This is a genomic window from Kitasatospora sp. NPDC094016, from assembly GCF_040304045.1.
Taxonomy (GTDB): domain Bacteria; phylum Actinomycetota; class Actinomycetes; order Streptomycetales; family Streptomycetaceae; genus Kitasatospora.
In genome coordinates this window covers 14,160-35,621 of record NZ_JBEOUK010000018.1, presented here as the reverse complement: position 1 = coordinate 35,621, position 21,462 = coordinate 14,160, and the positions used below count along the sequence as shown (strand labels likewise).

Below are 21,462 nucleotides of genomic sequence, written 5' to 3'. Positions count from 1 at the left end.
AACGCTACACGGCCCCGGCGGTTCGGCCGCGGCCCTTCCCCGACGGACGGGTGCGACCGGGCCGGTGACGGCCGGTCTGGGCCAGCGCGCGGACACCGTCCCCGGGCTCCAGCCCGGTCTGGCGGGGCCCGACCCGGCGCCGGGCGGTGCCGCCTCACGCGCGGCGGCGCCCCCGGCGGCTGACGTGGTCACCGGCGCGCGTGGTCGCGGAAGCCGCGGCCGGTCTTGCGGCCCAGGCAGCCGGCGGCGACCAGGTGCTCCAGCAGCGGCGCGGCGGCCAGGCCCGGCTCGCGGAACTCCTGGTGCAGCACCTGCTCGATGGTCAGCGAGACGTCCAGGCCGACCACGTCCAGCAGCTCGAACGGGCCCATCGGGTAGCCGCAGCCCAGCTTCATCGCGGTGTCGATGTCGTCCACCGTCGCGTAGTGCTCCTGGAGCATCCGCACCGCGTCGTTCAGGTAGGGGAAGAGCAGCGCGTTGACGATGAAGCCGGCCCGGTCGCCGCACTCCACCGGGTGCTTGCGGACCTCGGCGGTCAGCTCCAGCACGGTCGCGGTGACGTCCGGCGCGGTCAGCACGGTGGAGACCACCTCGACCAGCTTCATGGCCGGCGCCGGGTTGAAGAAGTGCATGCCGATCACGTCCTGCGGCCGCGAGGTGGCGGTCGCGCAGCTGATCACCGGCAGCGAGGAGGTGGTGGTGGCGAGCACCGCGCCCGGCCTGACGATCTTGTCCAGGGTGGCGAACAGCTCGCGCTTGACCGTCAGGTCCTCGGCCACCGCCTCGATCACCAGGTCCACCTCGGCCAGTTCGGCGTACTGGCCGACCGGGGTGACCAGCGCCAGCGCGGCGTCCCGCGCCTGCGCGCTCAGCCGGCCCCGGTCGACCGCGCGCGCCAGCGACTTCGCCAGCTGCGCCTTGGCCCGGTCGGCCTTCTCCTGGCTGCGGGCGGCCAGCAGCACCGGGCGGCCGGCCTTGGCGAAGACCTCGGCGATGCCGGTCGCCATGGTGCCCGAGCCGCAGACGCCGACCGTGCGGACCTCCCGGCCCGCCACCGCGGGCCGCGCCGGGCCGGTCGCCGCGTCCACGGCCCTGGACGAGCCGGGCGCCTCGTAGGTGTAGAAGCCGCGGCCGGACTTGCGGCCCAGCAGCCCGGCCGCGACCAACTGGCCGAGGATCGGGGCGGGCGCGTGCAGGCGGTCCCGGGACTGCTCGTACATCGCCTCCAGGACGGTCCGCGCGGTGTCCACGCCGATCAGGTCGAGCAGCGCCAGCGGGCCCATCGGCAGGCCGCAGCCGAGCCGCATCGCGGCGTCGATGTCCTCCCGGGAGGCGTACTTGGACTCGTACATCGCGGCGGCCTGGTTCAGGTACGCGAACAGCAGGCCGTTGACCACGAAGCCGGCCCGGTCGCCGGCCGCCACCGGCTCCTTGCCGAGGTCCCGGGCGAACGCGGCGGCGTCCTCGGCGACCTGCGGGGAGGTCAGCACCGTGCGGACCACCTCGACCAGCTTCATGCTGTGCACCGGGTTGAAGAAGTGCAGGCCCAGCACCCGCTCCGGGCGGGCGGTCGCGGCGGCGATCCTGGTCACCGAGAGCGCGGTGGTGCCGGTGGCCAGCACCGTCTGAGCCGGGCAGATCCGGTCCAGCTCGGCGAAGAGCTCCCGCTTCAGCTCCAGCTGCTCGGGCACCTCCTCGATCACCAGCCCGGCCCCGGCGGCGGCCGACAGCTCGTGGCCGACCGAGATCAGCGCCAGCAGCGCGGTGCGCTCCCCGGCGGTGATCCGCTCCCGGTCGACCGCGTGCGCGGTCGCCTCCTCGATCCGGGCCAGTGCCCGGGCGGCAGAGTCCTCGGTGGCCTCGATGCCGATCACCCGGCGGCCGCTCCTGGCGACGGCCACCGCGACACCGGCACCCATCGTGCCGAGGCCGACGACGGCGACCGTGGAAAAGGGACGCTCCATCTGTCCTGACTCCTAGTCCTGAAGGGCCCGCGCATGCCCCGGCGGCCGGGCCGCCGCGCCCGCGCGTGCGGCGGGGGCGGCCGCCGCCGGGGGAGGGTCCGCGCGCGGGGCTGGGGAGATGACGGGTTCCGGCACACCGCCGCGGCGGCCGGTCCGCTCCGGCCGAACTGAGGGGTGTGCCGTGGTGCTCAGGCGCTCAAGGGTGAAAGGAAGCGGCTCTGATACGAGGGAGGAGACCCGGCCCGCCGCGGTCCGCGGCGCCGGCCGGTGAATGACGCACCGCGCGCCCGCCGTGGACACGGCGACCGCAGGCCCCCGCCGGTGCGGCTCCCGTAGCCCGGCGGTGGTGCGTCCGGCCACTGTAGCGAAGCTACCCGCGAGTAGGAAGGGGTGTGGGCGTCACAAAAGGCATCGGGACGGCGGGGCGGGGTCCGGTGGCGACCCGAACGGGTGAACGGGCGGACGGGCGTCCACGGGGACCACCCGATAGGGGAGTTACCCGGCGGCGACGGGCGGGGCAGCATGGGGGCATGACCCTCGGAACCGCCGCCGGACCCGCCGCGTCCGCCACCGGCACCACCGGCCCGGCCGGAGGCCTCGGCGGGCACCTCGCCGCCGTCACGCTGCCCCCGTGCGCCGAGCGCGTCGAACAGGCCGAGGCCGCCGTCGACCGGCTGCGCACCGCCGCCGTCGACGCGGTGGCCGTCACCTGGGTGGACAACGCGGGCATCACCCGGGTCAAGGCCGTCCCGCTGGGCGCCCTGGTGCACGCCGCGCAGTGGGGCGTCGGCGCCGCACCCTGCTTCGACGTCTTCCTCGCCGACGACGGCATCACCGCCAGCCCGAGCACCGGCGGCCCCACCGGGGACCTGCGGCTCTACCCCGACCTCGACCGGGTCGTCCCGCTGGCCGCCCAGCCCGGCTGGGCCTGGGCCCCGGGAGACCGGCACACCCAGGACGGCACCCCGCACCCCGGCTGCCAGCGGCTGTTCGCCCGCCGGATGGAGGCCGCCGCCGCCGAGCGCGGGCTGACCCTGCGGGCCGGCATCGAGGTCGAGTGGGTGGTCGCCCTCGCCGGCGGCCCGCAGGACGAGCCGCAGTACCCGACGCACGGCCCCGCGTACGGGATGCACCGGCTCACCGACCTCACCGACTACCTGCGGGACGTCCTGCGCGCCCTCGGCGAGCAGGGGCTGACCGTCCTGCAGATCCACCCCGAGTACGCCCCGGGCCAGTTCGAGGTCTCGGTGGCCCCCGAGGGCCCGGTCGGCGCCGCCGACACCTCCGTCCTGGTCCGGCACACCGTGCGGGCCGTCTCCGCCCGGCACGGCCTGCGGGCCTCCTTCGCCCCCGTGGTCGAGCCCGGCGCGGTCGGCAACGGCGGCCACCTGCACCTGAGCCTCTGGCGGGACGGCCGCAACCTCGGCCACGGCGGCCCCGGCCCGCACGGCCTGACCGCGGAGGCCGAGGGCTTCCTCGCGGGGGTGCTCGGCGCGCTGCCCGAACTCCTGGTCCTGGGCTGCTCCAGCCCGGCCGGCTACCTGCGGCTGGTGCCCTCGCACTGGGCCGGCGCCTACCAGTGCTGGGGCCTGGAGAACCGCGAGGCCGCGCTGCGCCTGGTGACGGGCTCCGCGGGGGAGCGGGCCGCCGCCGCCAACGCCGAGGTCAAGTGCTTCGACGCCAGCGCCAATCCGTACCTGGCGGTCGGTGCGGTGCTCGCCGCCGGTCTCGCCGGTCTCGACCAACACCAGTCGCTGCCACCGGAGTTCACCGGGGATCCGGCCGCCGCCGAGCCCGGCACGGTGCCGCGGCTGCCGACCGGCCCGGCGCAGGCGCTGGCCGCGTACGAGCGTTCGGCGGTGCTGCGCGAGGCGCTCGGCGGGCCGCTGTACGAGGCGGTGCTGGCGGTGCGCCGGGCGGAGGGCGAGCAGTACGCCGCCGCCACCCCCGAGCAGTTGGTCGCCGCGACCCGCTGGCGGTACTGACCGGTGGACGCCGGGGCCCTGGCGGTGCCCGCGCTGGTCGACCACCACTGCCACAGCGTGGTGGCGGCCGACCTCGCCGACGACGCCCTGGCCGGGCTGCTCACCGAGTCCGACCGACCGCCCGCGCCCGGCTGTTCGCCCTTCGACAGCGCGCTCGGCCTGGCCGTCCGGCGCTGGTGCCCGCCCGTCCTCGGCCTGCCCGCGCACGCCCCGGCCGCGGACTACCTGGCCCGGCGGCGCGAGCTGGGCGGCGCCGAGGCCACCCGCCGGCTGCTGGCCGCCGCCGGGCTGGACACCTGCCTGGTGGACACCGGGCTGACCGACGCCGCGGGCCTTCCGCTGCTGCCGCTCGGTGAACTGGCCTCGGCTGCCGGGGCGGTGGTGCGCGAGGTGGTCCGGCTGGAGTCGGTGGCCGAGGCGGTGGCGGGCCCGGCCGAGTCCTGGCCGCAGGCCGTCGGGGAGGCGCTGGCGGCGGCCGCCGAGGGTGCGGTCGCGGTCAAGTCGGTGCTCGCCTACCGGCACGGTCTGGCCGCCCCCGCCGAACGGCCCGCGCGGGCGGCCGTGGTGGCCTCGGCCGGCGCCTGGCTGCGCGGCGGGCGCGGCCGGCTGGCCGATCCGGTGCTGCTGCACCATCTGCTCTGGACGGCCGTGGACGTCTGCGCCGCACTGGGCCTGCCGCTCCAACTCCACACCGGCTTCGGCGATCCCGACCTCACCCTGCACCGGGCCGATCCGTCGCTGCTGACCGGCTTCGTGCGCGCCGCCGAGCCGAGCGGCGTCCCGCTGGTGCTGCTGCACTGCTACCCGTACCACCGCCAGGCCGGGTGGCTGGCCCAGGCCTTCCCGACGGTGTACACCGACCTCGGGCTGACCGCCTCCTACACCGGCCCGAGGGTGGCGGCGGTGCTGGGCGAGATGCTGGAACTGGCGCCGTTCGGCAAGCTGTTGTTCTCCACCGACGCGTACGGGCTGCCCGAGTTGTACCTGGTGGGCGCCGCCCAGTTCCGGTACGGACTGGGCGCGGTGCTGGCCGACTGGCAGGCGGGTGGCGCCTGTTCGGCGGCGGACGCGCAGCGGCTGGCCCGGCTGGTCGCCGCGGACAACGCCCGCGCGCTGTACTCACTGCCCGGCGCACCGTAGCACGTCGGCGAACCGTCACTTTTTAACACTCTTCAACTCTGTTGACGTGTTGGGCCTCCGGACTCCTCGGTTCCGATGTTGGCCAACATGTGACGATTAGATGACTACCTCTTGCGCTTATCAGCGAATATTCATTAGCGTCCCGATCATTCCAGGCGCACCTGCCACACCGCAGCTGCCGCATGACGACTCGGGAGGGCCAACCCCTATGAGAGTTCCTCGGATCAGCCGGACCCGGTTCGCGGCGGTGGGCCTCGTGCTCGCCACCGCCGGCGCCCTCGCGCTCCCGGCCGGCACCGCCGTCGCGGCCCCCTCGGCGGGCTCGACGACCGGTCCGCTGCTCAGCTACGTCGTCAACACCAAGGCCAACCACGGCCAGGTGCAGAAGGTCGAGAAGGCGATCACCGCCCTCGGCGGCTCGGTGGTGTACTCGTACGAGCAGATCGGCGTCGTCATCGCCCGCTCGGACGACACCGCGTTCGCGCAGAAGCTGCGTCAGGCCAAGGGCGTCGACTCCGTCGGTGCCAGCCGCACCAAGGGCATCACCGCCGCCGACCAGGCCAAGGCCGAGGTCGCCGCCGAGCCCGCCGGCGCGCCCGCTGCCGGTCAGGAGCCTTACGAGGCCAACCAGTGGGACATGCGCCAGATCGGTGTCGACAAGGCGCACAAGCTCTCGCTCGGCAGCCGCAACGTCACCGTCGGCGTGCTGGACTCCGGCATCGACGCGACGCACGAGGACCTGGCCGCCAACGTGGACGCCTCGCAGTCGGTCTCCTGCATCGACGGCGGCAAGCCGAACACCGACTGGAAGTCCTGGCAGCCCACCACCAGCGACCACGGCACCCACGTGGCCGGCACGATCGGCGCCGCCAAGAACGGCAAGGGCGTCGTCGGCATCGCCCCGAACGTGAAGCTGGCCGCGGTCAAGGTCGTCGACGACGGCGGGTTCATCTACCCGGAGTACGCGATCTGCGGCTTCGTGTGGGCCGGTGAGCACCAGTTCAAGGTGACCAACAACAGCTACTACGTCGACCCGTGGATGTTCAACTGCCCGAACGACAAGGACCAGGCCGCGATCAGCGCCGCCGTCCGCAAGGCGGTCTCGTTCTCGCAGCGCAAGGGCGTCCTCAACGTCGCCGCGGCGGGCAACGAGAACATCGACCTGGCGCACAAGACCGTTGACGTCGCCAGCCCGGACGACACCACCAAGGTGACCCGCCCGGTCACCAACGACTGCCTGTCGCTGCCGACCGAGCTGCCCGGCGTCATCGCCGTCTCCTCGGTGGGCGTCAACGGCGACAAGGCGTACTACTCCAGCTACGGCAAGGGCGTCGTGACCGTCGCCGCGCCGGGTGGCGACGCGCGCTACCAGATCCCGGACACCCCGGACAAGAACGGCCGGATCCTCTCCACCATCCCGGGCAACAAGTACGGCTACATGCAGGGCACCTCGATGGCCACCCCGCACGTCGTCGGCGTGGTCGCGCTGCTCGCCAGCACCTTCCCGTGGGCCAACCCGGACGAGCTGACCGAGCTGCTCACCAACCAGGCGGAGTCGCACCCCTGCCCGAAGGGCGAGTACAACCCGGGCGGCACCGGCGCGTACAAGGCCACCTGCGAGGGCGGCGCGGACGACAACGGCTTCTACGGCGCGGGCATCATCAACGCCGAGAAGGCGGTCCAGTGGTGGCGCTGACGCGCTGACCACGGCGACACCTGAACACTGAGCCGGGGAGCGGGCCCATCCGGGTCCGCTCCCCGGTCGTTTCCGGGCCGCCGCGTTCGCGCCCCGCCCGGCCGACTTCTCCGGGCGAGCCTCGACACACTCACTCGACGTGCTGGTCCCAGCCGGTCTCCACCGACGGCTTGCCGTGCAGGTCCGGGACTTCCCGGAGCCAGGCGGGCCGGCCGGCCCGGGTCCGGGCCTCCCGGCGGCGTTCGGCCTCGCGCAGCTGCTCGGGGGTGGCGAAGCCCTCCGGGAGCCACTGGGCGGAGAGCACCACCCGGGCGGCCAGGTGGGTCACGTAGGCGTGCCGGACGGCGGCCACCGAGTCGAAGCCGGGCTCGTCGGCCAGCCACTCGTCCGGGACGAGCGCCAGCACCTCCTCCAGCAGGCCGACGGTGACCAGCGGGCCGAGCTCCTCGTCGGCCAACCGGACGTCCGGGGCCGAGCCGCCCAGCGCGTGCGCGCTGAGGTCGTAGCGCTTGCCGACCGCCGCCTCGGCGGTGGCCCAGCGGTGGTGGAAGATCAGCGCGGCGCCGTTGTCGATCAGCCAGAGCCGCCCGTGCCAGACCACCAGGTTGGGGTTGTGGACGGTGCGGTCGACGTTGCCGGTGAGGGCGTCCAGCCAGACCACCCGCCCGGCCTCGGCGGAGTCCACCGGGATCATGCCCGGCCGGTAGTCCCGCGCGCCGGGCAGCAGGTCCATCCCGAGGTTGAGGCCGCCGCTGGCCTTGAGCATGTCCTGGATCTCGGCGTCGGGCTCGTCCGCGGCGACGGCCGGATCGAAGTCCACCAGCCGCAGTTCGGGGACGCGCAGGCCGAGCCGCCGGGCCAGCTCGCCGACGATCACCTCCGCGACCAGCGCCTTGCGGCCCTGCGCGGCGCCGGTGAACTTGACCACGTAGGTTCCCAGGTCGTCGGTCTCCACCACGCCGGGGACGGAGCCGCCGGACCGCAGCGGGTCGACGTAGCGCACTGCTGTCACCAGATCGAGCACACCGGCCACCCTATCCCGGCGCCCCGCCACCGCCGCGGGCCGTCCGGTCGGCCTGCGCCCCCGGCGCTGTGATTGGCTTGCCGGTGACAATCGGAAGACCACCGGACGAGGAGAGCAAGGCCATGGGACAGGTGCAGGCCACCACCGAGCGGGACTACGACGCCGCCCCCGAGCGGGTGTACGAGGCGCTGGCCGACTACCAGGTGACCCGCCCGAAGCTGCTGCCCCCGCAGTACAGCGAGTACGAGGTCCGGGTCGGCGGCACCGGCGCCGGCACCCAGGTGCACTGGAAGCTGCAGGCCACCGAGAAGCGCGTGCGGGACTGCCTGTTCACCGTCTCGGCGCCCTCGCCCGACCAGTTGGTGGAGAAGGACGCCAACTCCAGCATGGTGATCACCTGGACCGTCTCGGCGGCCGGTGAGGGCCGGTCGAAGGTCACCGTCTCGGCCACCTGGCAGGGCGCGAGCGGCATCGGCGGCTTCTTCGAGCGCACCTTCGCCCCGAAGGGCCTGAACCGGATCCACGATCAGGTGCTGGCCAACCTGGCCGCCGAGGTCCGCTGAGGTCCGCTGAGTCCGCGAGCTCACCGAGCTCACCGAGCTCACCGAGTTCGCCGAGTTCGCCTTTCCCGCGGCAATTCGCCCGGGAATTCGAGCGGCCCGCCCACCCGTACGAGCGGAAAGCCGTACGGGTGGACGGCCCGCCCCCCTCCGGGTGACGAGGGCCGCCCGGCGCGGGGGAGCCACCCTAGGCTCGCCGCCGTGCATATGACGATCCTTCACATTTCACAGCCCGTGGACGGCGGAGTCGCCCGCGTCGTCGCCGATCTGGTCCGGGGGCAGCGCGAGGCCGGTCACCGGGTGCTGGTCGCCTGCCCGGGCGGCGGCCGGCTGGCCGAGGAGGCCGCCGCCGTGGGCGCGCTGGTCCATGACTGGCCCGCCGGGCGCTCGCCGGGCCCGGGCACCGCCGCCGAGGCGTGGCGGTTGCGCCGGATCGTCCGGGCGGCCGCGCCCGACGTGGTCCACCTGCACAGCGCCAAGGCCGGACTGGCCGGCCGGCTGGCGGTGCGCGGCGCGGTGCCGACCGTCTTCCAGCCGCACGCCTGGTCCTTCGCCGCCGTCGAGGGCCCGCTGGCCACCGCCACCCTGCACTGGGAGCGCTTCGCCAGCCGCTGGGCGCACCGCCTGCTCTGCGTCAGCGTCCAGGAGCGGGCCGACGGCGTCGCCGCCGGGGTGAGCGCGGACTGGGCGGTGGTGCCCAACGGTGTGGACGTGCGCCACTACGCACCCGCCGACCGCCGGGCGGCCCGGATCGCGCTGGGCCTGGACCTGGACGCCCCGCTCGCGGTCTGCGTCGGCCGGCTGTGCCGCCAGAAGGGCCAGGACGTGCTGCTGGCGGCCTGGCCGGAGGTGCTGCGGGCGGTGCCGCAGGCCCGGCTGGTGCTGGTCGGCGGCGGTCCTGAGGAGAACCGGCTGGCGGACCTGGTCCGGGAGTCGGCCGAGCCGTCCCGGGTCCGGTTGGTCGGGGACGTGCCCGACCCGAGGCCGTGGCTGGCGGCGGCCGATCTGGTGGTGCTGCCCTCGCGCTGGGAGGGCATGGCGCTGGCCCCGCTGGAGGCGATGGCGGTGGCCCGTCCGGTGCTGCTGACCGACGTGCCGGGCGCCCGGGAGTGCCTGCCCCAGGCCGAGCGGGGGCGGGCGGTGGTGCCGCCCGAGGACGTGACCGCGCTCGCCACCCGAATGGCGGAAGCACTGTCCGATTCGATCGAGTGTGAACGGCGCGGGGCGAGGTTGCGCGATCACGTGGTCGCCCGGCACGACGTCCGCACGGTGGTCGAACAGGTGGACGCGCTGTACCGCCATCTGCTGGGTGCCGGTCCGGCGGCCGGGCGGCGCCGGGCCCGTGTCCCAGAGCGGATCTGATCGTTTCACATGCCGTGAATGCCCGCCGGTCCGGCGCCGTCGTATTCGCACCCTCAACCGGATAGGGACGAGGCGTCAAATCCGAAATACCTATTAATGGGCGGCTGGAATGAAACGGCAAGTCAACTTCCAGCCTACGCAGCCAGGTTATGTATTGTCGGATTTCGCCTGCTTCGTTTCGATTTCATGTCGGGAATTCGCGACCGAGCCCTTCATGGCCGCGCCCCGCGCGGCCGGGCCCGGTGCGAGAGGACCGAAAGCCGCCAGCGGTAGCAGGTGCTGTCAGGACCGCGCCCACCGGGCCGGGACGGCCGCTCCGCGCCATCCGGTGCCGGGGCGCCGTCACCCCGGGCACACAGCAGGGGAGTTCGTGCGCTGATGACCATTGACCACGACAGCGTGCCGCGATCCGGTCGGCCCCTGTCCGGCCCGCGGCGGCCCGGCACCGGGCTGCTCGACCGCCCGGCCGGATCCGCCCGGACCCGGACGGTGCCGCCGCCCCGCCGGCACCGCGGGGCGGTCCGATCCCGGCTCGCCCTGCCGCTCGCGCTGGTCCAGGTCGACGCGATCGCGCTGTGCACCGCCACCGGTCTCGCCAACCGGGCCGTCGACCCGGCCGTCCCGCTCGCGCCGCTGCTCGGTGCCGCCGCCGTCCTGCCCCTGCTGCTCGTGCTCAACCTGGTCGGCGGCCTCTACCGCACCCGGCTCACCCTCTCCGTCCTGGACGAACTGCCCGCGCTGGCCGTCCGGGCCGTCGTCGCCACCGCCTTCGCCGTCACCCTGGCCGGCTGCCTGGACGGCCGCTGGCCCGACTGCGGCCCGGCCACCCCGGCCCGGCTCACCGTCCTGCTCGGCGTCCAGCTGCTGATCGCCGCCGTCGGCCGCGCCGTGCTCTACCACCTGGTCCGGCGGATCCGCCGCAGCCGCCCCAACCCCGTCCTGGTGCTCGGCGCCGGCCGCCTCGGCCGCCGGGTCGCCGCCGCCCTCAGCGAGCGCGGCGAGTACGGGATGCGCCCGGTCGGCTTCCTCGACGCCGACCCGCCGCTGCTCGCCGGCGACACCGACCTGCCCGTCCTCGGCGGCCGCGAGGTGCTGGAGCGCGAGGTCCGCCGGCACCGGATCCACCACGTGGTCGCCACCGCCGGCGCCGCCGACGAGGCCGAGACCGCCGCCGCCCTGCGCGACGCCGCCCGGCTCGGCTGCCAGGTCTGGCTGGTGCCCGCGCTGCGCGAGCACGGCTCGCTGCCCGCCGGCCCGCTGGCCGGAGCCGACCACCTGTGGGGCTTCCCCTGCCTGCGGGTCGGCAGCCCGGCGATGCGCCGCCCCGGCTGGGCCGCCAAGCGCGCCCTGGACGTCACCGCCGCCGGGCTCGGCCTGCTGCTGCTCGCCCCCGTCCTGGTGCTCTGCGCGCTGGCCGTCCGCTTCGACACCGGCCCCGGCGTGCTCTTCCGCCAGCAGCGCACCGGGCTCGACGGCAAGGTCTTCACCGTCCTCAAGTTCCGCACCCTGCGCCCCAGCAACGAACACGAGTCGGCGACCCGCTGGAACATCTCCCAGGACCACCGGATGGGCGCCGTCGGCCGACTGCTGCGCCGCAGCTCGCTGGACGAGCTGCCGCAGCTGTGGAACGTGCTGTGCGGCGACATGAGCCTGGTCGGCCCGCGCCCGGAACGCCCCTACTTCGTCATGCGGTTCGGCCAGGCCTACCCCGAGTACGCCGACCGCCACCGCGTCCCGGTCGGCCTGACCGGCCTCGCCCAGGTCAACGGCCTGCGCGGGGACACCTCGATCGAGGACCGGGCCCGGTTCGACAACCGCTACATCGAGAGCTGGAGCCTCTGGCAGGACATCAAGATCCTGTGCCGCACCGCGGTCCTGATGCTCCACCCGGACGGGAGCTGACCCGCGTGGCCCTGACCCTTCCCGCCGTCCCGCGGCTCGCGTTACGCAAGGCGCTGCCCGCGCTCGCGGACCGGCCCAGCCTGCTCGCCGCGGCGACCGTCCTGCTGGTCTGCGTTCCCACCGGCGAGAAGGACGTCGCCGCCGCCGTCCACGTCACCGCCGCCGACGTGGCCTCGCTCGCTCTGGTCGCCCTCACCGCGCTCGACCTGCTGCGCGGGCGGCTGCCCGCCGTCAGCCGCGCCACCTGCGTGCTGTTCGGCGGCATCGTGGTCGCCGCCGCCGTCGCCACCGTCGGCTCGATCGACCCGGCCACCAGCCTCACCGGCTTCGTCCGGCTCACCCAGGTGTTCGTCCTGGTGCCGGCCGGGGTGCTCTGCTCGCTGCGCGACCGCGTCGACCAGCGGCTGGTCCTCGGCTCCTTCGTACTCGCCGCGCTGATCCAGGGCGTGGTCGGCGCGCACCAGTACCTCACCCGGACCGGCGCCTCCTACACCGGCCAGCCGATCCGGGCCGTCGGCACCTTCGGCGCCCTCGACATCATGGCGATGTCCACGGTCGTCAGCTACGGGCTGCTCGCCGCCCTGGCCCTGGCGCTCGCCGAGCGCCGCCCCGGCGGCGACGTCCGGCTGCGCCGCGCCATGTTCGCGACCGCCGCCTTCCTGGCCTTCCCGCTCGCCGTCTCGTTCAGCCGAGGCAGCTGGATCGCCACCGCCGCCGCGGCCACCGTGCTGCTGCTGCGCGCTGATGCCCGGCTCGCCGTCCGCGGCGCCGTCCTCGGCCTGGCCGCCGCGGTCGTCCTGGTCGGCGGCCTCGGCCTCGGCGCCTCCGGCGTCACCGAGCGGCTCAGCTCGATCGGCTCCGTCTCCGCCGCCCCCGACCAGTCCGTCTCCGACCGCTACGACCTGTGGTCCACCGCCGGGCGGATCTGGCAGGACCACCCCGTCCACGGCGCCGGCCCCAAGGCCTTCCAGCAACTGCGCGACAGCCACGCCCCGCTGCGGCTCTCCTCCGGCAGCGACGCAGCCGACCCCACCATCGGCTTCCAGCGCGAACCGCTGCTCTCCCCGCACAACATGTACTTCCTGGTGCTCAGCGAGCAGGGTCTGATCGGCATCGTCGCCTACGCCGCGCTCTTCCTCGGTCTGCTGCTCGGCTGCCTGCGCCACTCCCGCGGCCCGGCCCTCGCCGCCCTGGCCCTGCTCACCTGGGTGCTGGTCGACTTCCTGTACGCGGACATCGGTGGCACCACCACCGTGCTGACCTCCGTCGTCCTCGGCCTCGCGGCCCGGGCCTGCGTCGCGGAGGCCGACCCGCGATGACCACCGACCAGCCGGCCCTCGCCTCCGCCGTGCCCGCCCCGCGCGGCGCCACCGCCGGCGGCCCGCCGCCCGGGTCCGGCCCGGCCCCCCGGCGCGGCTTCCTCGCCAAGGCCTTCGGCATCACCGCCGTCCTCAGTGCCGCCGGATCCGGCCTCGGCCTGCTGCGCGACCTCCTGCTGGCCCGCTACTTCGGCGCCAACCAGGGCACCGACGCCTTCCTGGTCGCCTGGACCGTCCCGGAGACGGCCGCGCCGCTGCTGATCGAGGACGCCATGTCCTTCCTCATGGTGCCCGCCTTCGCGCTCGCCCTGGTGCTGCGCGAGGAGGACCCGGACGCTCCCGACCCGGTCCGCCAACTGGTCCGTGCCACCCTGCCCTGGCTGCTGCTCGCGCTCAGCGGGCTCGCGCTGGCAGTCGCCCTCGGCGCCCCGCAGCTGGTCGAGCTGCTCGCCCCCGGCCTGGCCAACCCCGGCCTCGCCGTCACCTGCACCCGGATCACCGCGATCACCGTGCTGCCGTTCGGCGTGGTCGGCTACCTCGCCGCCGCGCTGCGCGCCCACCACTGCTTCACCGCGCCGGCCGGCATCTACGTCGCCTACAACGTCGGCATCCTCGCCGTGCTGCTCGGCTGCCAGTCCTTCCTGGGCGTGCGCTCCGCCGCCCTCGGCGTCGCGCTCGGCAGCCTGCTGATGGCCGCTCTGCTGGTCGCCCCGTTCCTGCGCCGGCTGCGCCAGGGCGCGGGCCCGGGACCGCAGTCCGGCGCGGGCCGCGCCCGCCGCTCCCGCAAGGCGCTGGTGCTGATGCCGTTCGCCCTGCTGCCGGTGGCCGCGTTCACCCTGACCCGCCAGTCGCAGGTCTTCGTCGAGCGCTACCTCGGCTCGGCGCTGCCGCCCGGCACCATCTCGCACCTCAACTACGCCGCCAAGGTCTCCCAACTGGCCATGACGGCCGGCATCCTGATCTGCACCGTCACCTTCCCGCTGGTCGCCCGGGCGCTGGCCGCCGGGGACCTCGCCGCCGCCCGGGACCGGGTCGAGAAGGACCTCGGCCAGGCCGCGGCGGTCGTCCTGGGCGGCACCGCCTTCCTGATGGCCTGCGCCCCCTCGGTGGTCTCGCTGCTCTTCCAGCGCGGCGCCTTCGGCCCGCAGGACACCGCCGCCACCGCCGCCGTCATCCGGGTCTACAGTTTCGGCCTGCCCGCCCAGGCGCTGATCGGCGTGATGATCCGCCCGTACTTCTCGCTGCGCCCGGTGGTCCGCCGGGCCGACGATCCGGGCACCGAGGACGGCGGCCGCCGGCTGCTGGACTGGTTCCCGGTCGCCGCGATGCTGCTCGGCCTCGGCGTCACCGTCGTGGTCAGCCTGCTCGCCACCCCCCGCTTCGGCGCCCTCGGGCTCGCCGCCGGGAACGCGGCCGGCATCACCGCCACCGCCGCGCTGCTGCTGCACGGCCTGGTGCTGCGCGGCATCCCGCTGCGGCTGCGCCGGGTGCTCGGCGGCCACGCCCGGCTGGTGGCCGCCGCCGGCGGCGCCACCGCCCTCGGCGCCGCCGTCGCCGGGCTGGCCACCGGCCCCCTGCTCTCCACCCTCCTCGGGGGCCTCACCGTGGCGCTGGCCTTCGCCGTCCTCGGCACCGGCCTCGGCGCGCGTGAGGTGCGCGGCCCGGTCCTCGCCGTGGCCCGGGCCCTGAACCCGCCAACCGTCGCCGATGAAGGGAAGCTTCCCCATGGACAATGAACGGGGAACCGTCCGTTCGGCCCAGGCGGGCGTCCGCCGCCAGGCCGTACCGGCCGCAGCCGCACCACGCGGCGACCTCCCGTACACCGACCCGGCCGGGCCGACGGCGCAGCTGCCCAGGAGCCGCCGCCCGCTCGGCGAACCGTCCGGCCCCGGTTCCTCCTCGCCGTGGATCCTGATGTACCACTCGGTGGCGGTCGAGAAGGAGGACCCGTATCAGCTGACCGTCAGCCCCGAGCGGTTCGCCGAGCAGGTCGCCTGGCTGCACCGGCGCGGGCGGCGCGGCGTCTCCGTGCGCGAGCTGATGCGGGCCCGGGCCGTCGGCCGGGACGACGGACTGGTCGGGCTGAGCTTCGACGACGGCTACGCGGACTTCGCGCACCACGCCGTGCCGATCCTCCAGGCGTACGGCTTCACCGCCACCGCGTACGTGGTCGCCGACCTGCTCGGCCGGGACAACGGCTGGGACGCCAAGGGGCCGCGCAAGCAGCTGCTCACCGTCCAGGAGGTCACCGAACTCGCCGCCGCCGGTTGGGAGATCGGCTCGCACGGCCTCGGCCACCAGGCGCTGCCCGGCCTGCCGGCCGACGTCCTGGCGGTGCAGACCCGGGAGAGCCGGCGCCTCCTGGAGGAGGTGGTCGGCGGCCCGGTCACCGGCTTCTGCTACCCGTACGGCGCCGTCGACCTGCCCGCCACCGAGGCCGTCCGCGACGCCGGCTACGACTACGCCTGCGCCATCGCGCACTCCCCGCTCACCGGCCGCTTCGCGTTGCCCCGCTGCTACGTCGGCGACCGCGACGGCGCCTGGCGGCTGCGCGCCAAACGCGGCCGGCAGCGGCTGCGCGACGCCGTCACCGAGCTGCGCCGAAGCCCCCTGGTCGCCCGGCGGGGGGCCCGGCCGTGAGGGTCCTGCACATCGTCACCGGCCTCGCCTCGGGCGGCGCCGAGCGCCAACTCCACCTGCTGCTGCGGCACTTGCCCGCACACCAGCAGTGCGAGGTGGTCGCACTGACCAACCCCGGCACGGTCGCCGCCGCGCTGCGCGCCGACGGGGTGACCGTCCACCACCTCGGCATGCGCGGCAACCGCGACCTGGGCGCGCTGCCCCGGCTGGTCCGGCTGGTCCGCTCCGGCCGCTACGACCTGGTGCACACCCACCTGTACCGGGCGCAGCTGTACGGCCGGCTGGCGGCCCGGCTCGCCGGGGTCCGCACGGTGGTCTCCACCGAGCACTCGCTGCACGCCGGGGTGATCGAGGGCCGCCCGGTCACCCGCGGCGTCAAGGGCCTCTACCTGGCGGCCGAACGGCTCGGCAGCACCACCGTCGCGGTCTCCCGGCAGGTCGCCCAGACGCTGCACTCCTGGGGCGTCCCGCCGACCCGGGTCGAGCTGATCCCCAACGGCATCGACACCGCGCGCTACCACCGCCCGGCGGCCGACCGGGCCGCGACCCGCTGCCGGCTGCGGGCCGAACTCGGCCTGCCGGAGGGGAGCTGGGTGGTCGGCGGAGTCGGCCGACTGGTCCCCGGCAAGCGCTTCGAGGTGCTGCTGGAGGCCCTCGCCGCACTCGACCCGGCCGCCCGGCTGGTGCTGGTCGGCGCGGGCCCGGAGCGCGCCGCGCTGGAGCACCGGGCCGCCGAACTCGGCGTCCGGGAAAGACTGGTGCTCACCGGCGAGCGCGACGACGTGCCCGACCTGCTGACCGCCCTGGACGTGCTGGCCGCCCCCTCCACCGCGGAGACCTTCGGCCTCGGCATCCTGGAGGGCCTCGCGGCCGGCCTGCCGGTGCGGCACAGCGCCTGCCCGGCGCTCGACGAACTGCCGCCCAGCGCCGCCCCGCAGGCCCGCCGGATCCCGTCCGAGGGCGCCGCGTACGCCGCCGCGCTGCGCGATCTGCGGCACCTGAACGACCACAACTCCGACCCGCTGCCGCACCCCCCGGCGGTCGGCCACTACGACATCGCCCGGGTCGCCGCAGACCTGGGCGCCCTCTACGACCGGCTGGCCCGCGCTTGACCGCCCGCCGCCGCCGGAACCGCCGTCACATACCCAAGGAGTCACACCCATGACCACACCGCGCCGAAGGGCCCGCCACCTGGTCCGCCGCTGGTGGCCGGTGGCACTCGCGGTGCCGCTGGGCGCCGCGGCCGGCGCCGGGTACGCCGTCGTCTCGCACCCCTCGTACGCCGCCAGCGCCTACGTCCTCGTGGTGCCGCAGAACCCGGGGGAGGCCGCCACCGCGACCAACTTCGCCCAGGCGTACGGGCGGTTGGCGGGCCAGCCGCAGGTGCTCGCGGTGGCGGCCGCCGAGACCGGCCACACCCGCGCCGAGCTGGAGTCCCTGGTGCACGGGACCACCTCCCCGGACGCCCCGATGATCGAGATCACCGGCACCGGGACGCGCCCCCAGGAGGCGGCCCAGACCGCCGACGCGGTGGCCCGCTCACTGGTCTCCTTCGCGAACACCAGCAGTAGGGACACCGGCGTCCGGCTGGTGACGCTGGCCCCGGCCGCCGAGCCGGACAGGCCGACCACCCCGTCCGCCACGCTGGACGTCGCGGTCGGCGGCGCGGCCGGGCTGCTGGTGGGGGCCCTGGTGATGATGACCCGCCGCCGGGGCGAGGCCGCCCTGCCGGAGGCCGCCGAGCCCGTCGAGGCCGCCGGGGCCCCGGTGGAGCCGACGACGCCGGCCACCCCCCGCCCGCGCGGCGAGGAGCCGCCTGCCGCCGACCGGGACGGGCGGGCAGACCAGGCAGACCGGGCCGACAGGACCGGCCAGGCGGAGGAGACCGGGAAGGCCGCGGAGGCCGAGAAGGCGGAAGGGAAGCCCGGGAAGGCCGAGGCCGCGAAGAACAGCGCCGAGGAGCCCCCGGCCAAGGAGAAGGCCGCGGCCGGGAGCGGGCGATGAGCACTGAGACCCGGCACACCGGCCTCCCGGCCCAGCCGGCTGCGCCGGGCTGGACCACCGAGCTGCGCCGGGAGGACGACGCCCTGGACGCCCTTGCCGAGGAGTGGGACGACCTGGCCGCCCGCTGCCGGACCGCCACCTTCTTCCAGGCCGCCGACTGGCAGCGCTCCTGGTGGCGCCACTACGGCAGCCCGGGCGGCCTGCTGGTGGTGCTCGTCCGCCGGGACGGCCTGCTGGTCGGCGCGGGCGCCTTCAGGCGCCGCGGCGGCCCGCTCGGTGGGCTGACCGCCCTGGGCGCCGGGCTGGTCGACTACTCCGACGTGCTGCTCGACGACGACTGCGCCGACCGCGCCGCCGCCGAGTTCGCCGCCGCCCTCCCGCTCACCCGCCCGTGGCACTCCCTGGAGCTGCGCGAGGTGCACCCCGAGGCGGCGGTGCAGCGGGTGTACGAGCACTGGCACGGCCGGCGCCGCCGCTACCAGGACTCGCTCTGCCAGTACCTGCCGGCCGTCCCGATGGACCGGCTGCTCAAGCGGGTGCCCGGCAAGACCGCGCAGCGCAGCCGGGTGAAGCTGCGCAAGATCGCCGAGGCCGGGGTGCAGGTCAGCTCGACGCCGGCGGCCGAGGTGCCGGCGGCGCTGGAGGGCCTGCTGCGGCTGCACTTCCTGCAGTGGCAGGAGCGCGGCGTCACCCCGGAGCACCGCACCGAGCGCTTCGCCCGCCACCTGACCGAGTCCACCGTCGGCCTGGTCGCCACCGGCAGGGCGGCCGTCCACCAGTTCCGGCTGAACGGCGAACTGGTCGCGGTGAACCTGCTGCTGCTCTGCCCCTCCTTCGGCGGCCTGTACATGTACGGCGCGCACCCGGTGCTGCGCGAGCGGCTGGACATCGCCGGGCTGCTCTTCAGCGCGGCCCTGGACGAGACGGTCGGCGCGGGCGTCCCGCTGCTCGGCCTGCTGCGCGGCCAGGAGCCGTACAAGCAGCGCTGGCGGCCGGACCAGCTGTCCAACCAGCGCCTGCTGTTCGGTCCGCCCGGGCCGGCGCCGGCGGCCGTCGCCCGGTCCGGCGCGGTGCGCGTCCGCCAGCAGGCGGCGCACGTGCTGCGGACCCGCTTCCCGCGGCTCAAGGAGGCCCTGCTGGCCCGCCGCCGCGGCTGACCGCCCCTGCCCCCCGCCCCTGCCCCCCCGCCCGGGCTCAGCGCCGGGCGGGCGTCCGGGTGGGCGTCCGGGCCGCCGAGGGACTCGCGGACGGGCTCGCCGAGGGGCTCGCCGACGTGGTGGCCGGGAGGCCCGGCGACGGGCTCGCGGACGGGCCGGGCACCACGTTCGGGGCCCCGGGTACGGCCGACGGCCCGGGCGGGTGCGGCGGGACGATCGGCGGGACGGGTGCCTGGGGCGCCGTCGGCACCACCGCCGGCGCCCCCTTCGACCCGGACATCAGCTGCTTGAACCGGGCGGCGGAGCGCGGGTTGCGGTCGCACTCGAAGAAGCCGTGCGGGCAGTAGTCGGTGACGGTCTGGTAGGCGGTGTCGTGGGTGCGCATCCACTCGACCATCCGCTGCACGAACTCCGGGTTGTCGCCGTTGCGGAACAGCCCCCACTCCGGGTAGGAGACCGGCTTGCCGCGCTTGGCGGCGAACTCCACCTGGTCCTGCAGCCCGTACGGCTCGCGCACGTAGTCGTCGAAGGTGCCCCCGGCGGGCTGGTCGTAATTGTCCATGCCGATGATGTCGACCACGTCGTCGCCGGGGTAGCACTTGGTCCACGGGATGGCGTCCAGGCCCCGGTTCGGGGTGAAGTCGAAGCGGAACCGCTGCCCGGGCACCGAGCGCATCACGCCGACGATCCGCCGCCAGTACGCCTTCCACGCGGCCGGGTCGGGCTTGCAGCGGTGCGTGTAGGTGACGCCGTTCATCTCCCAGCCGAGGGTGAGCACGGTGTCCGCGCCGCCGAGGGAGACCAGCCGGTGCGCGAGCCGCAGGAAGTGCCGGTCGAAGTCCCCGCGCGCGCCCTGGGCGAGCAGCTTGGCGACCTGGCCGTCCGGCACGTTCGCCTCGTTGGGCACCAGCATCGGCACGCCGAGGACGAGCGTCCGGGACGGGTCGGCCAGCCGCCACTGCGACCACATGCCGAGCACCATCAGCTCGCCCTCGACGTCGGCCCAGCTGTTGCCCGCCAGGTAGGTGTGGCCGACTTGCAGGTTGGCATCGCCCAGCCACTGCGCGTACCGGCCGATCTGCGGGATGTAGTCGTCCCAGGAGCCGACGAAGGCGCCGAACGGCGGCTCGTGCTTGGGCCGCTGGACGGGCGGGCGGGGGGCGGCGCCGCGCGGCTCGAAGGCGTCCGAGGAGAGGGTGTGCCGTTCGGTCTGGCTGAGCGGCGACCCGGCCGGGACGCTGGCCGTGGCCATCAGCAGCAGGGCGGCGGCGGCCAGCGTCAGGCGGCCGATTCGCATGGTCTCTCCTCCGGGCGTCGCGGGGCGGGGGCGCACTGGACGGACCGTGGCGCTCCGCTCGCCGACAGTAGGCCCGGCGCGCGTCGGAAAAGCCGAATGTCACCCTAAAGTGGGCGATATTCGAACGCCGTCTGCCGCAACGCCCGGCCGGGCCCCGCCGCGTGTATCAGCTCTGTAACGGTCCGGCCGGGCCCCGGCGCCCGGCCCCGGAGCGGGCGCCGGCCCGGCCGCGGCACCGACGGTGCAGGTGGGCGGGCGGGTGCGCGAGGAGGGCGCGCGCGGCCGGACGCGCGGTCCGAGGGGTGGGGCGGGGGCGATTCCAGGCTGACTCGCGTGCCCGGTGAAAGGTACGCTCCGGCCGTGTCCTGGAAGCCGCTGCGTGTACTGACCCCCCGCTCGACCCTGCCTGCCCTGGCGGTGATGCTGGTCCTTGCGGCCGGTGCGGCGGCGCACGCCAACAAGCCGGTGCCGTTCGGCGACCGGGTGGCGGGGCCGGGCGAGGCGGAGGCGACGCCGGTCAGCACGCAGTCGCTGAGCACGGCCGACCTGGACCTGAAGGTCGGCCCCGGACTGGAGGCCTTCCACCGGCAGAGCGGCGAGCAGGCCTGGTCCTACCGCCGCGAGGGCGCCACCGCGCTGTACCTGTCGATGGCGGGGGACAACGCCATCGTGGTCTGGGACGACGGCCTGGTCACCTCGGTGCGCCCGGGCGACCACGAGGTGCGCTGGCACCGGGCGGTGCCCGGCCTGGCGGACTGGCTGCGCGGCGACGGCGAGCCCGGCGCCGACAAGCGCACCGACGCGCAGCGCAAGGAGCTGGCCCAGGAGCGGGCCGCGGCGGCCCTGCACACCGTCCCGCAGGGCGGCTCCGCCTGGGTGGCCGTGGTGACCCCGAACCTGACCATGGGCCTGCGCGACGCCGACGGCGACCTGCGCTACAACTCCAAGCCGCCCAGCGGCTGCGTCTACGACCCGCTGCGCACGGTCGGCACCGAGTACGCCGTGCTCGTCCCGCGCAGCTGCACCAACAGCGCCGGGCAGGCCGTCTCCGGCGGCATCAACGGGTACCGGCTGGACAGCACCGGCTGGCAGCTGAACACCGGCCCGAGCGCCTCGATCAAGGCGCTGGACGGCAGCCGGGTGCTGATCACCGACGGCCCGATCGTTCCGGCCCGGGTGTTCGACACCAAGGCGGCCGCCCCAGAGGCGGCCTGCGGCAGCCCGTCCGCGCCGTTCGCGGCGGTCCGTCCGCAGGGCGGCTGCACCGACCCGGCGGCGAGCCCGGCCCAGGACGCCCCGGCCGGTCCGGACACCCCGGCGGGTGACCAGCCGCCCGTGCAGCCCGAGGCGCAGCAGCCTCAGCAGTCCCAGCAGTCCCAGCAGTAACGCCGGACCGCCGGTACCCCTGGGTG

General features: G+C 75.3%; 16 protein-coding genes. 13 read left to right on the top strand and 3 right to left on the bottom strand.

Annotation, left to right across the window (positions count from 1 at the left end; all coding sequences use genetic code 11):
- Positions 1–188: 188 nt before the first annotated feature.
- Positions 189–1,964, bottom strand: a complete 1,776-nt coding sequence (locus ABT015_RS18685; protein WP_350880301.1) for a 3-hydroxyacyl-CoA dehydrogenase family protein — start codon at positions 1,962–1,964, stop codon at positions 189–191.
- A 530-nt stretch (positions 1,965–2,494) separates the two neighbouring features.
- Here ABT015_RS18685 and ABT015_RS18680 point away from each other — a divergent pair.
- The 3 genes from ABT015_RS18680 to ABT015_RS18670 all read left to right on the top strand — a co-directional run bounded on the left by ABT015_RS18680 (position 2,495) and on the right by ABT015_RS18670 (position 6,785).
- Positions 2,495–3,949 (top strand): type I glutamate--ammonia ligase, encoded by a 1,455-nt coding sequence (locus tag ABT015_RS18680; protein ID WP_350880299.1) that lies wholly within the window; start codon positions 2,495–2,497, stop codon positions 3,947–3,949.
- Positions 3,950–3,952: 3 nt separating this feature from the next.
- Complete coding sequence (locus ABT015_RS18675) at positions 3,953–5,089, top strand: amidohydrolase family protein (RefSeq protein ID WP_350880297.1); 1,137 nt, start codon at positions 3,953–3,955, stop codon at positions 5,087–5,089.
- A 208-nt stretch (positions 5,090–5,297) separates the two neighbouring features.
- The gene (locus ABT015_RS18670) at positions 5,298–6,785 is read left to right on the top strand and encodes a S8 family peptidase (RefSeq protein WP_350880295.1); all 1,488 of its coding nucleotides are present in this window, start codon (positions 5,298–5,300) and stop codon (positions 6,783–6,785) included.
- 130 nt (positions 6,786–6,915) lie between these two features.
- On the opposite strand, the gene ABT015_RS18665 is transcribed toward ABT015_RS18670, so the two are convergent.
- Positions 6,916–7,809: a HipA family kinase gene (locus ABT015_RS18665; protein ID WP_350880293.1), complete on the bottom strand. Its 894-nt coding sequence runs from the start codon at positions 7,807–7,809 to the stop codon at positions 6,916–6,918.
- A 122-nt stretch (positions 7,810–7,931) separates the two neighbouring features.
- On the opposite strand from ABT015_RS18665, the gene ABT015_RS18660 reads away from it, so the two are divergent.
- From ABT015_RS18660 to ABT015_RS18620, 9 genes are all read left to right on the top strand, one after another.
- A complete protein-coding gene (locus tag ABT015_RS18660) occupies positions 7,932–8,372 on the top strand; it encodes an SRPBCC family protein (RefSeq protein WP_063349600.1) in 441 nt (146 codons plus the stop codon).
- Between the two features lie 204 nt (positions 8,373–8,576).
- The gene (locus tag ABT015_RS18655; protein WP_350880289.1) at positions 8,577–9,731 is read left to right on the top strand and encodes a glycosyltransferase; all 1,155 of its coding nucleotides are present in this window, start codon (positions 8,577–8,579) and stop codon (positions 9,729–9,731) included.
- Between the two features lie 378 nt (positions 9,732–10,109).
- Complete coding sequence (locus tag ABT015_RS18650) at positions 10,110–11,633, top strand: sugar transferase (protein WP_350880287.1); 1,524 nt, start codon at positions 10,110–10,112, stop codon at positions 11,631–11,633.
- Between the two features lie 5 nt (positions 11,634–11,638).
- Entirely contained in the window at positions 11,639–12,952 is a 1,314-nt protein-coding gene (locus tag ABT015_RS18645; protein ID WP_350880285.1) for an O-antigen ligase family protein, read from the top strand.
- Positions 12,949–14,688, top strand: a complete 1,740-nt coding sequence (locus tag ABT015_RS18640) for a lipid II flippase MurJ (RefSeq protein WP_350880283.1) — start codon at positions 12,949–12,951, stop codon at positions 14,686–14,688. Before ABT015_RS18645 ends, ABT015_RS18640 begins: the two co-directional genes overlap by 4 nt.
- A complete protein-coding gene (locus ABT015_RS18635) occupies positions 14,678–15,592 on the top strand; it encodes a polysaccharide deacetylase family protein (protein ID WP_350880281.1) in 915 nt (304 codons plus the stop codon). Before ABT015_RS18640 ends, ABT015_RS18635 begins: the two co-directional genes overlap by 11 nt.
- Positions 15,589–16,704 (top strand): glycosyltransferase, encoded by a 1,116-nt coding sequence (locus ABT015_RS18630; RefSeq protein ID WP_350880279.1) that lies wholly within the window; start codon positions 15,589–15,591, stop codon positions 16,702–16,704. Before ABT015_RS18635 ends, ABT015_RS18630 begins: the two co-directional genes overlap by 4 nt.
- 49 nt (positions 16,705–16,753) lie before the next feature.
- Positions 16,754–17,596, top strand: coding sequence for a Wzz/FepE/Etk N-terminal domain-containing protein (locus tag ABT015_RS18625; protein ID WP_350880277.1), 843 nt, complete (start codon positions 16,754–16,756; stop codon positions 17,594–17,596).
- On the top strand, positions 17,593–18,753 hold the full coding sequence (locus ABT015_RS18620) for a GNAT family N-acetyltransferase (RefSeq protein ID WP_350880275.1): 1,161 nt from the start codon (positions 17,593–17,595) through the stop codon (positions 18,751–18,753). The genes ABT015_RS18625 and ABT015_RS18620 overlap by 4 nt, the downstream gene beginning before the upstream one ends.
- Positions 18,754–18,790: 37 nt before the next feature.
- Here ABT015_RS18620 and ABT015_RS18615 read toward each other — a convergent pair whose 3' ends face one another.
- A complete protein-coding gene (locus tag ABT015_RS18615) occupies positions 18,791–20,050 on the bottom strand; it encodes a glycoside hydrolase family 26 protein (RefSeq protein ID WP_350880273.1) in 1,260 nt (419 codons plus the stop codon).
- Positions 20,051–20,410: 360 nt separating this feature from the next.
- On the opposite strand from ABT015_RS18615, the gene ABT015_RS18610 reads away from it, so the two are divergent.
- Entirely contained in the window at positions 20,411–21,436 is a 1,026-nt protein-coding gene (locus tag ABT015_RS18610; protein ID WP_350880271.1) for a hypothetical protein, read from the top strand.
- Positions 21,437–21,462 lie beyond the last annotated feature (26 nt).

Excerpts from the sequence above, each read along its gene's own strand:
- ABT015_RS18650 (WP_350880287.1), top strand. The coding sequence starts at position 10,110 with ATGACCATTGACCACGACAGCGTGCCGCGATCCGGTCGGCCCCTGTCC.
- ABT015_RS18670 (WP_350880295.1), top strand. The coding sequence starts at position 5,298 with ATGAGAGTTCCTCGGATCAGCCGGACCCGGTTCGCGGCGGTGGGCCTC.
- ABT015_RS18635 (WP_350880281.1), top strand. The coding sequence starts at position 14,678 with ATGGACAATGAACGGGGAACCGTCCGTTCGGCCCAGGCGGGCGTCCGC.
- ABT015_RS18680 (WP_350880299.1), top strand. The coding sequence starts at position 2,495 with ATGACCCTCGGAACCGCCGCCGGACCCGCCGCGTCCGCCACCGGCACC.
- ABT015_RS18660 (WP_063349600.1), top strand. The coding sequence starts at position 7,932 with ATGGGACAGGTGCAGGCCACCACCGAGCGGGACTACGACGCCGCCCCC.
- ABT015_RS18640 (WP_350880283.1), top strand. The coding sequence starts at position 12,949 with ATGACCACCGACCAGCCGGCCCTCGCCTCCGCCGTGCCCGCCCCGCGC.
- ABT015_RS18620 (WP_350880275.1), top strand. The coding sequence starts at position 17,593 with ATGAGCACTGAGACCCGGCACACCGGCCTCCCGGCCCAGCCGGCTGCG.
- ABT015_RS18615 (WP_350880273.1), bottom strand. The coding sequence starts at position 20,050 with ATGCGAATCGGCCGCCTGACGCTGGCCGCCGCCGCCCTGCTGCTGATG.
- ABT015_RS18625 (WP_350880277.1), top strand. The coding sequence starts at position 16,754 with ATGACCACACCGCGCCGAAGGGCCCGCCACCTGGTCCGCCGCTGGTGG.
- ABT015_RS18655 (WP_350880289.1), top strand. The coding sequence starts at position 8,577 with ATGACGATCCTTCACATTTCACAGCCCGTGGACGGCGGAGTCGCCCGC.
- ABT015_RS18685 (WP_350880301.1), bottom strand. The coding sequence starts at position 1,964 with ATGGAGCGTCCCTTTTCCACGGTCGCCGTCGTCGGCCTCGGCACGATG.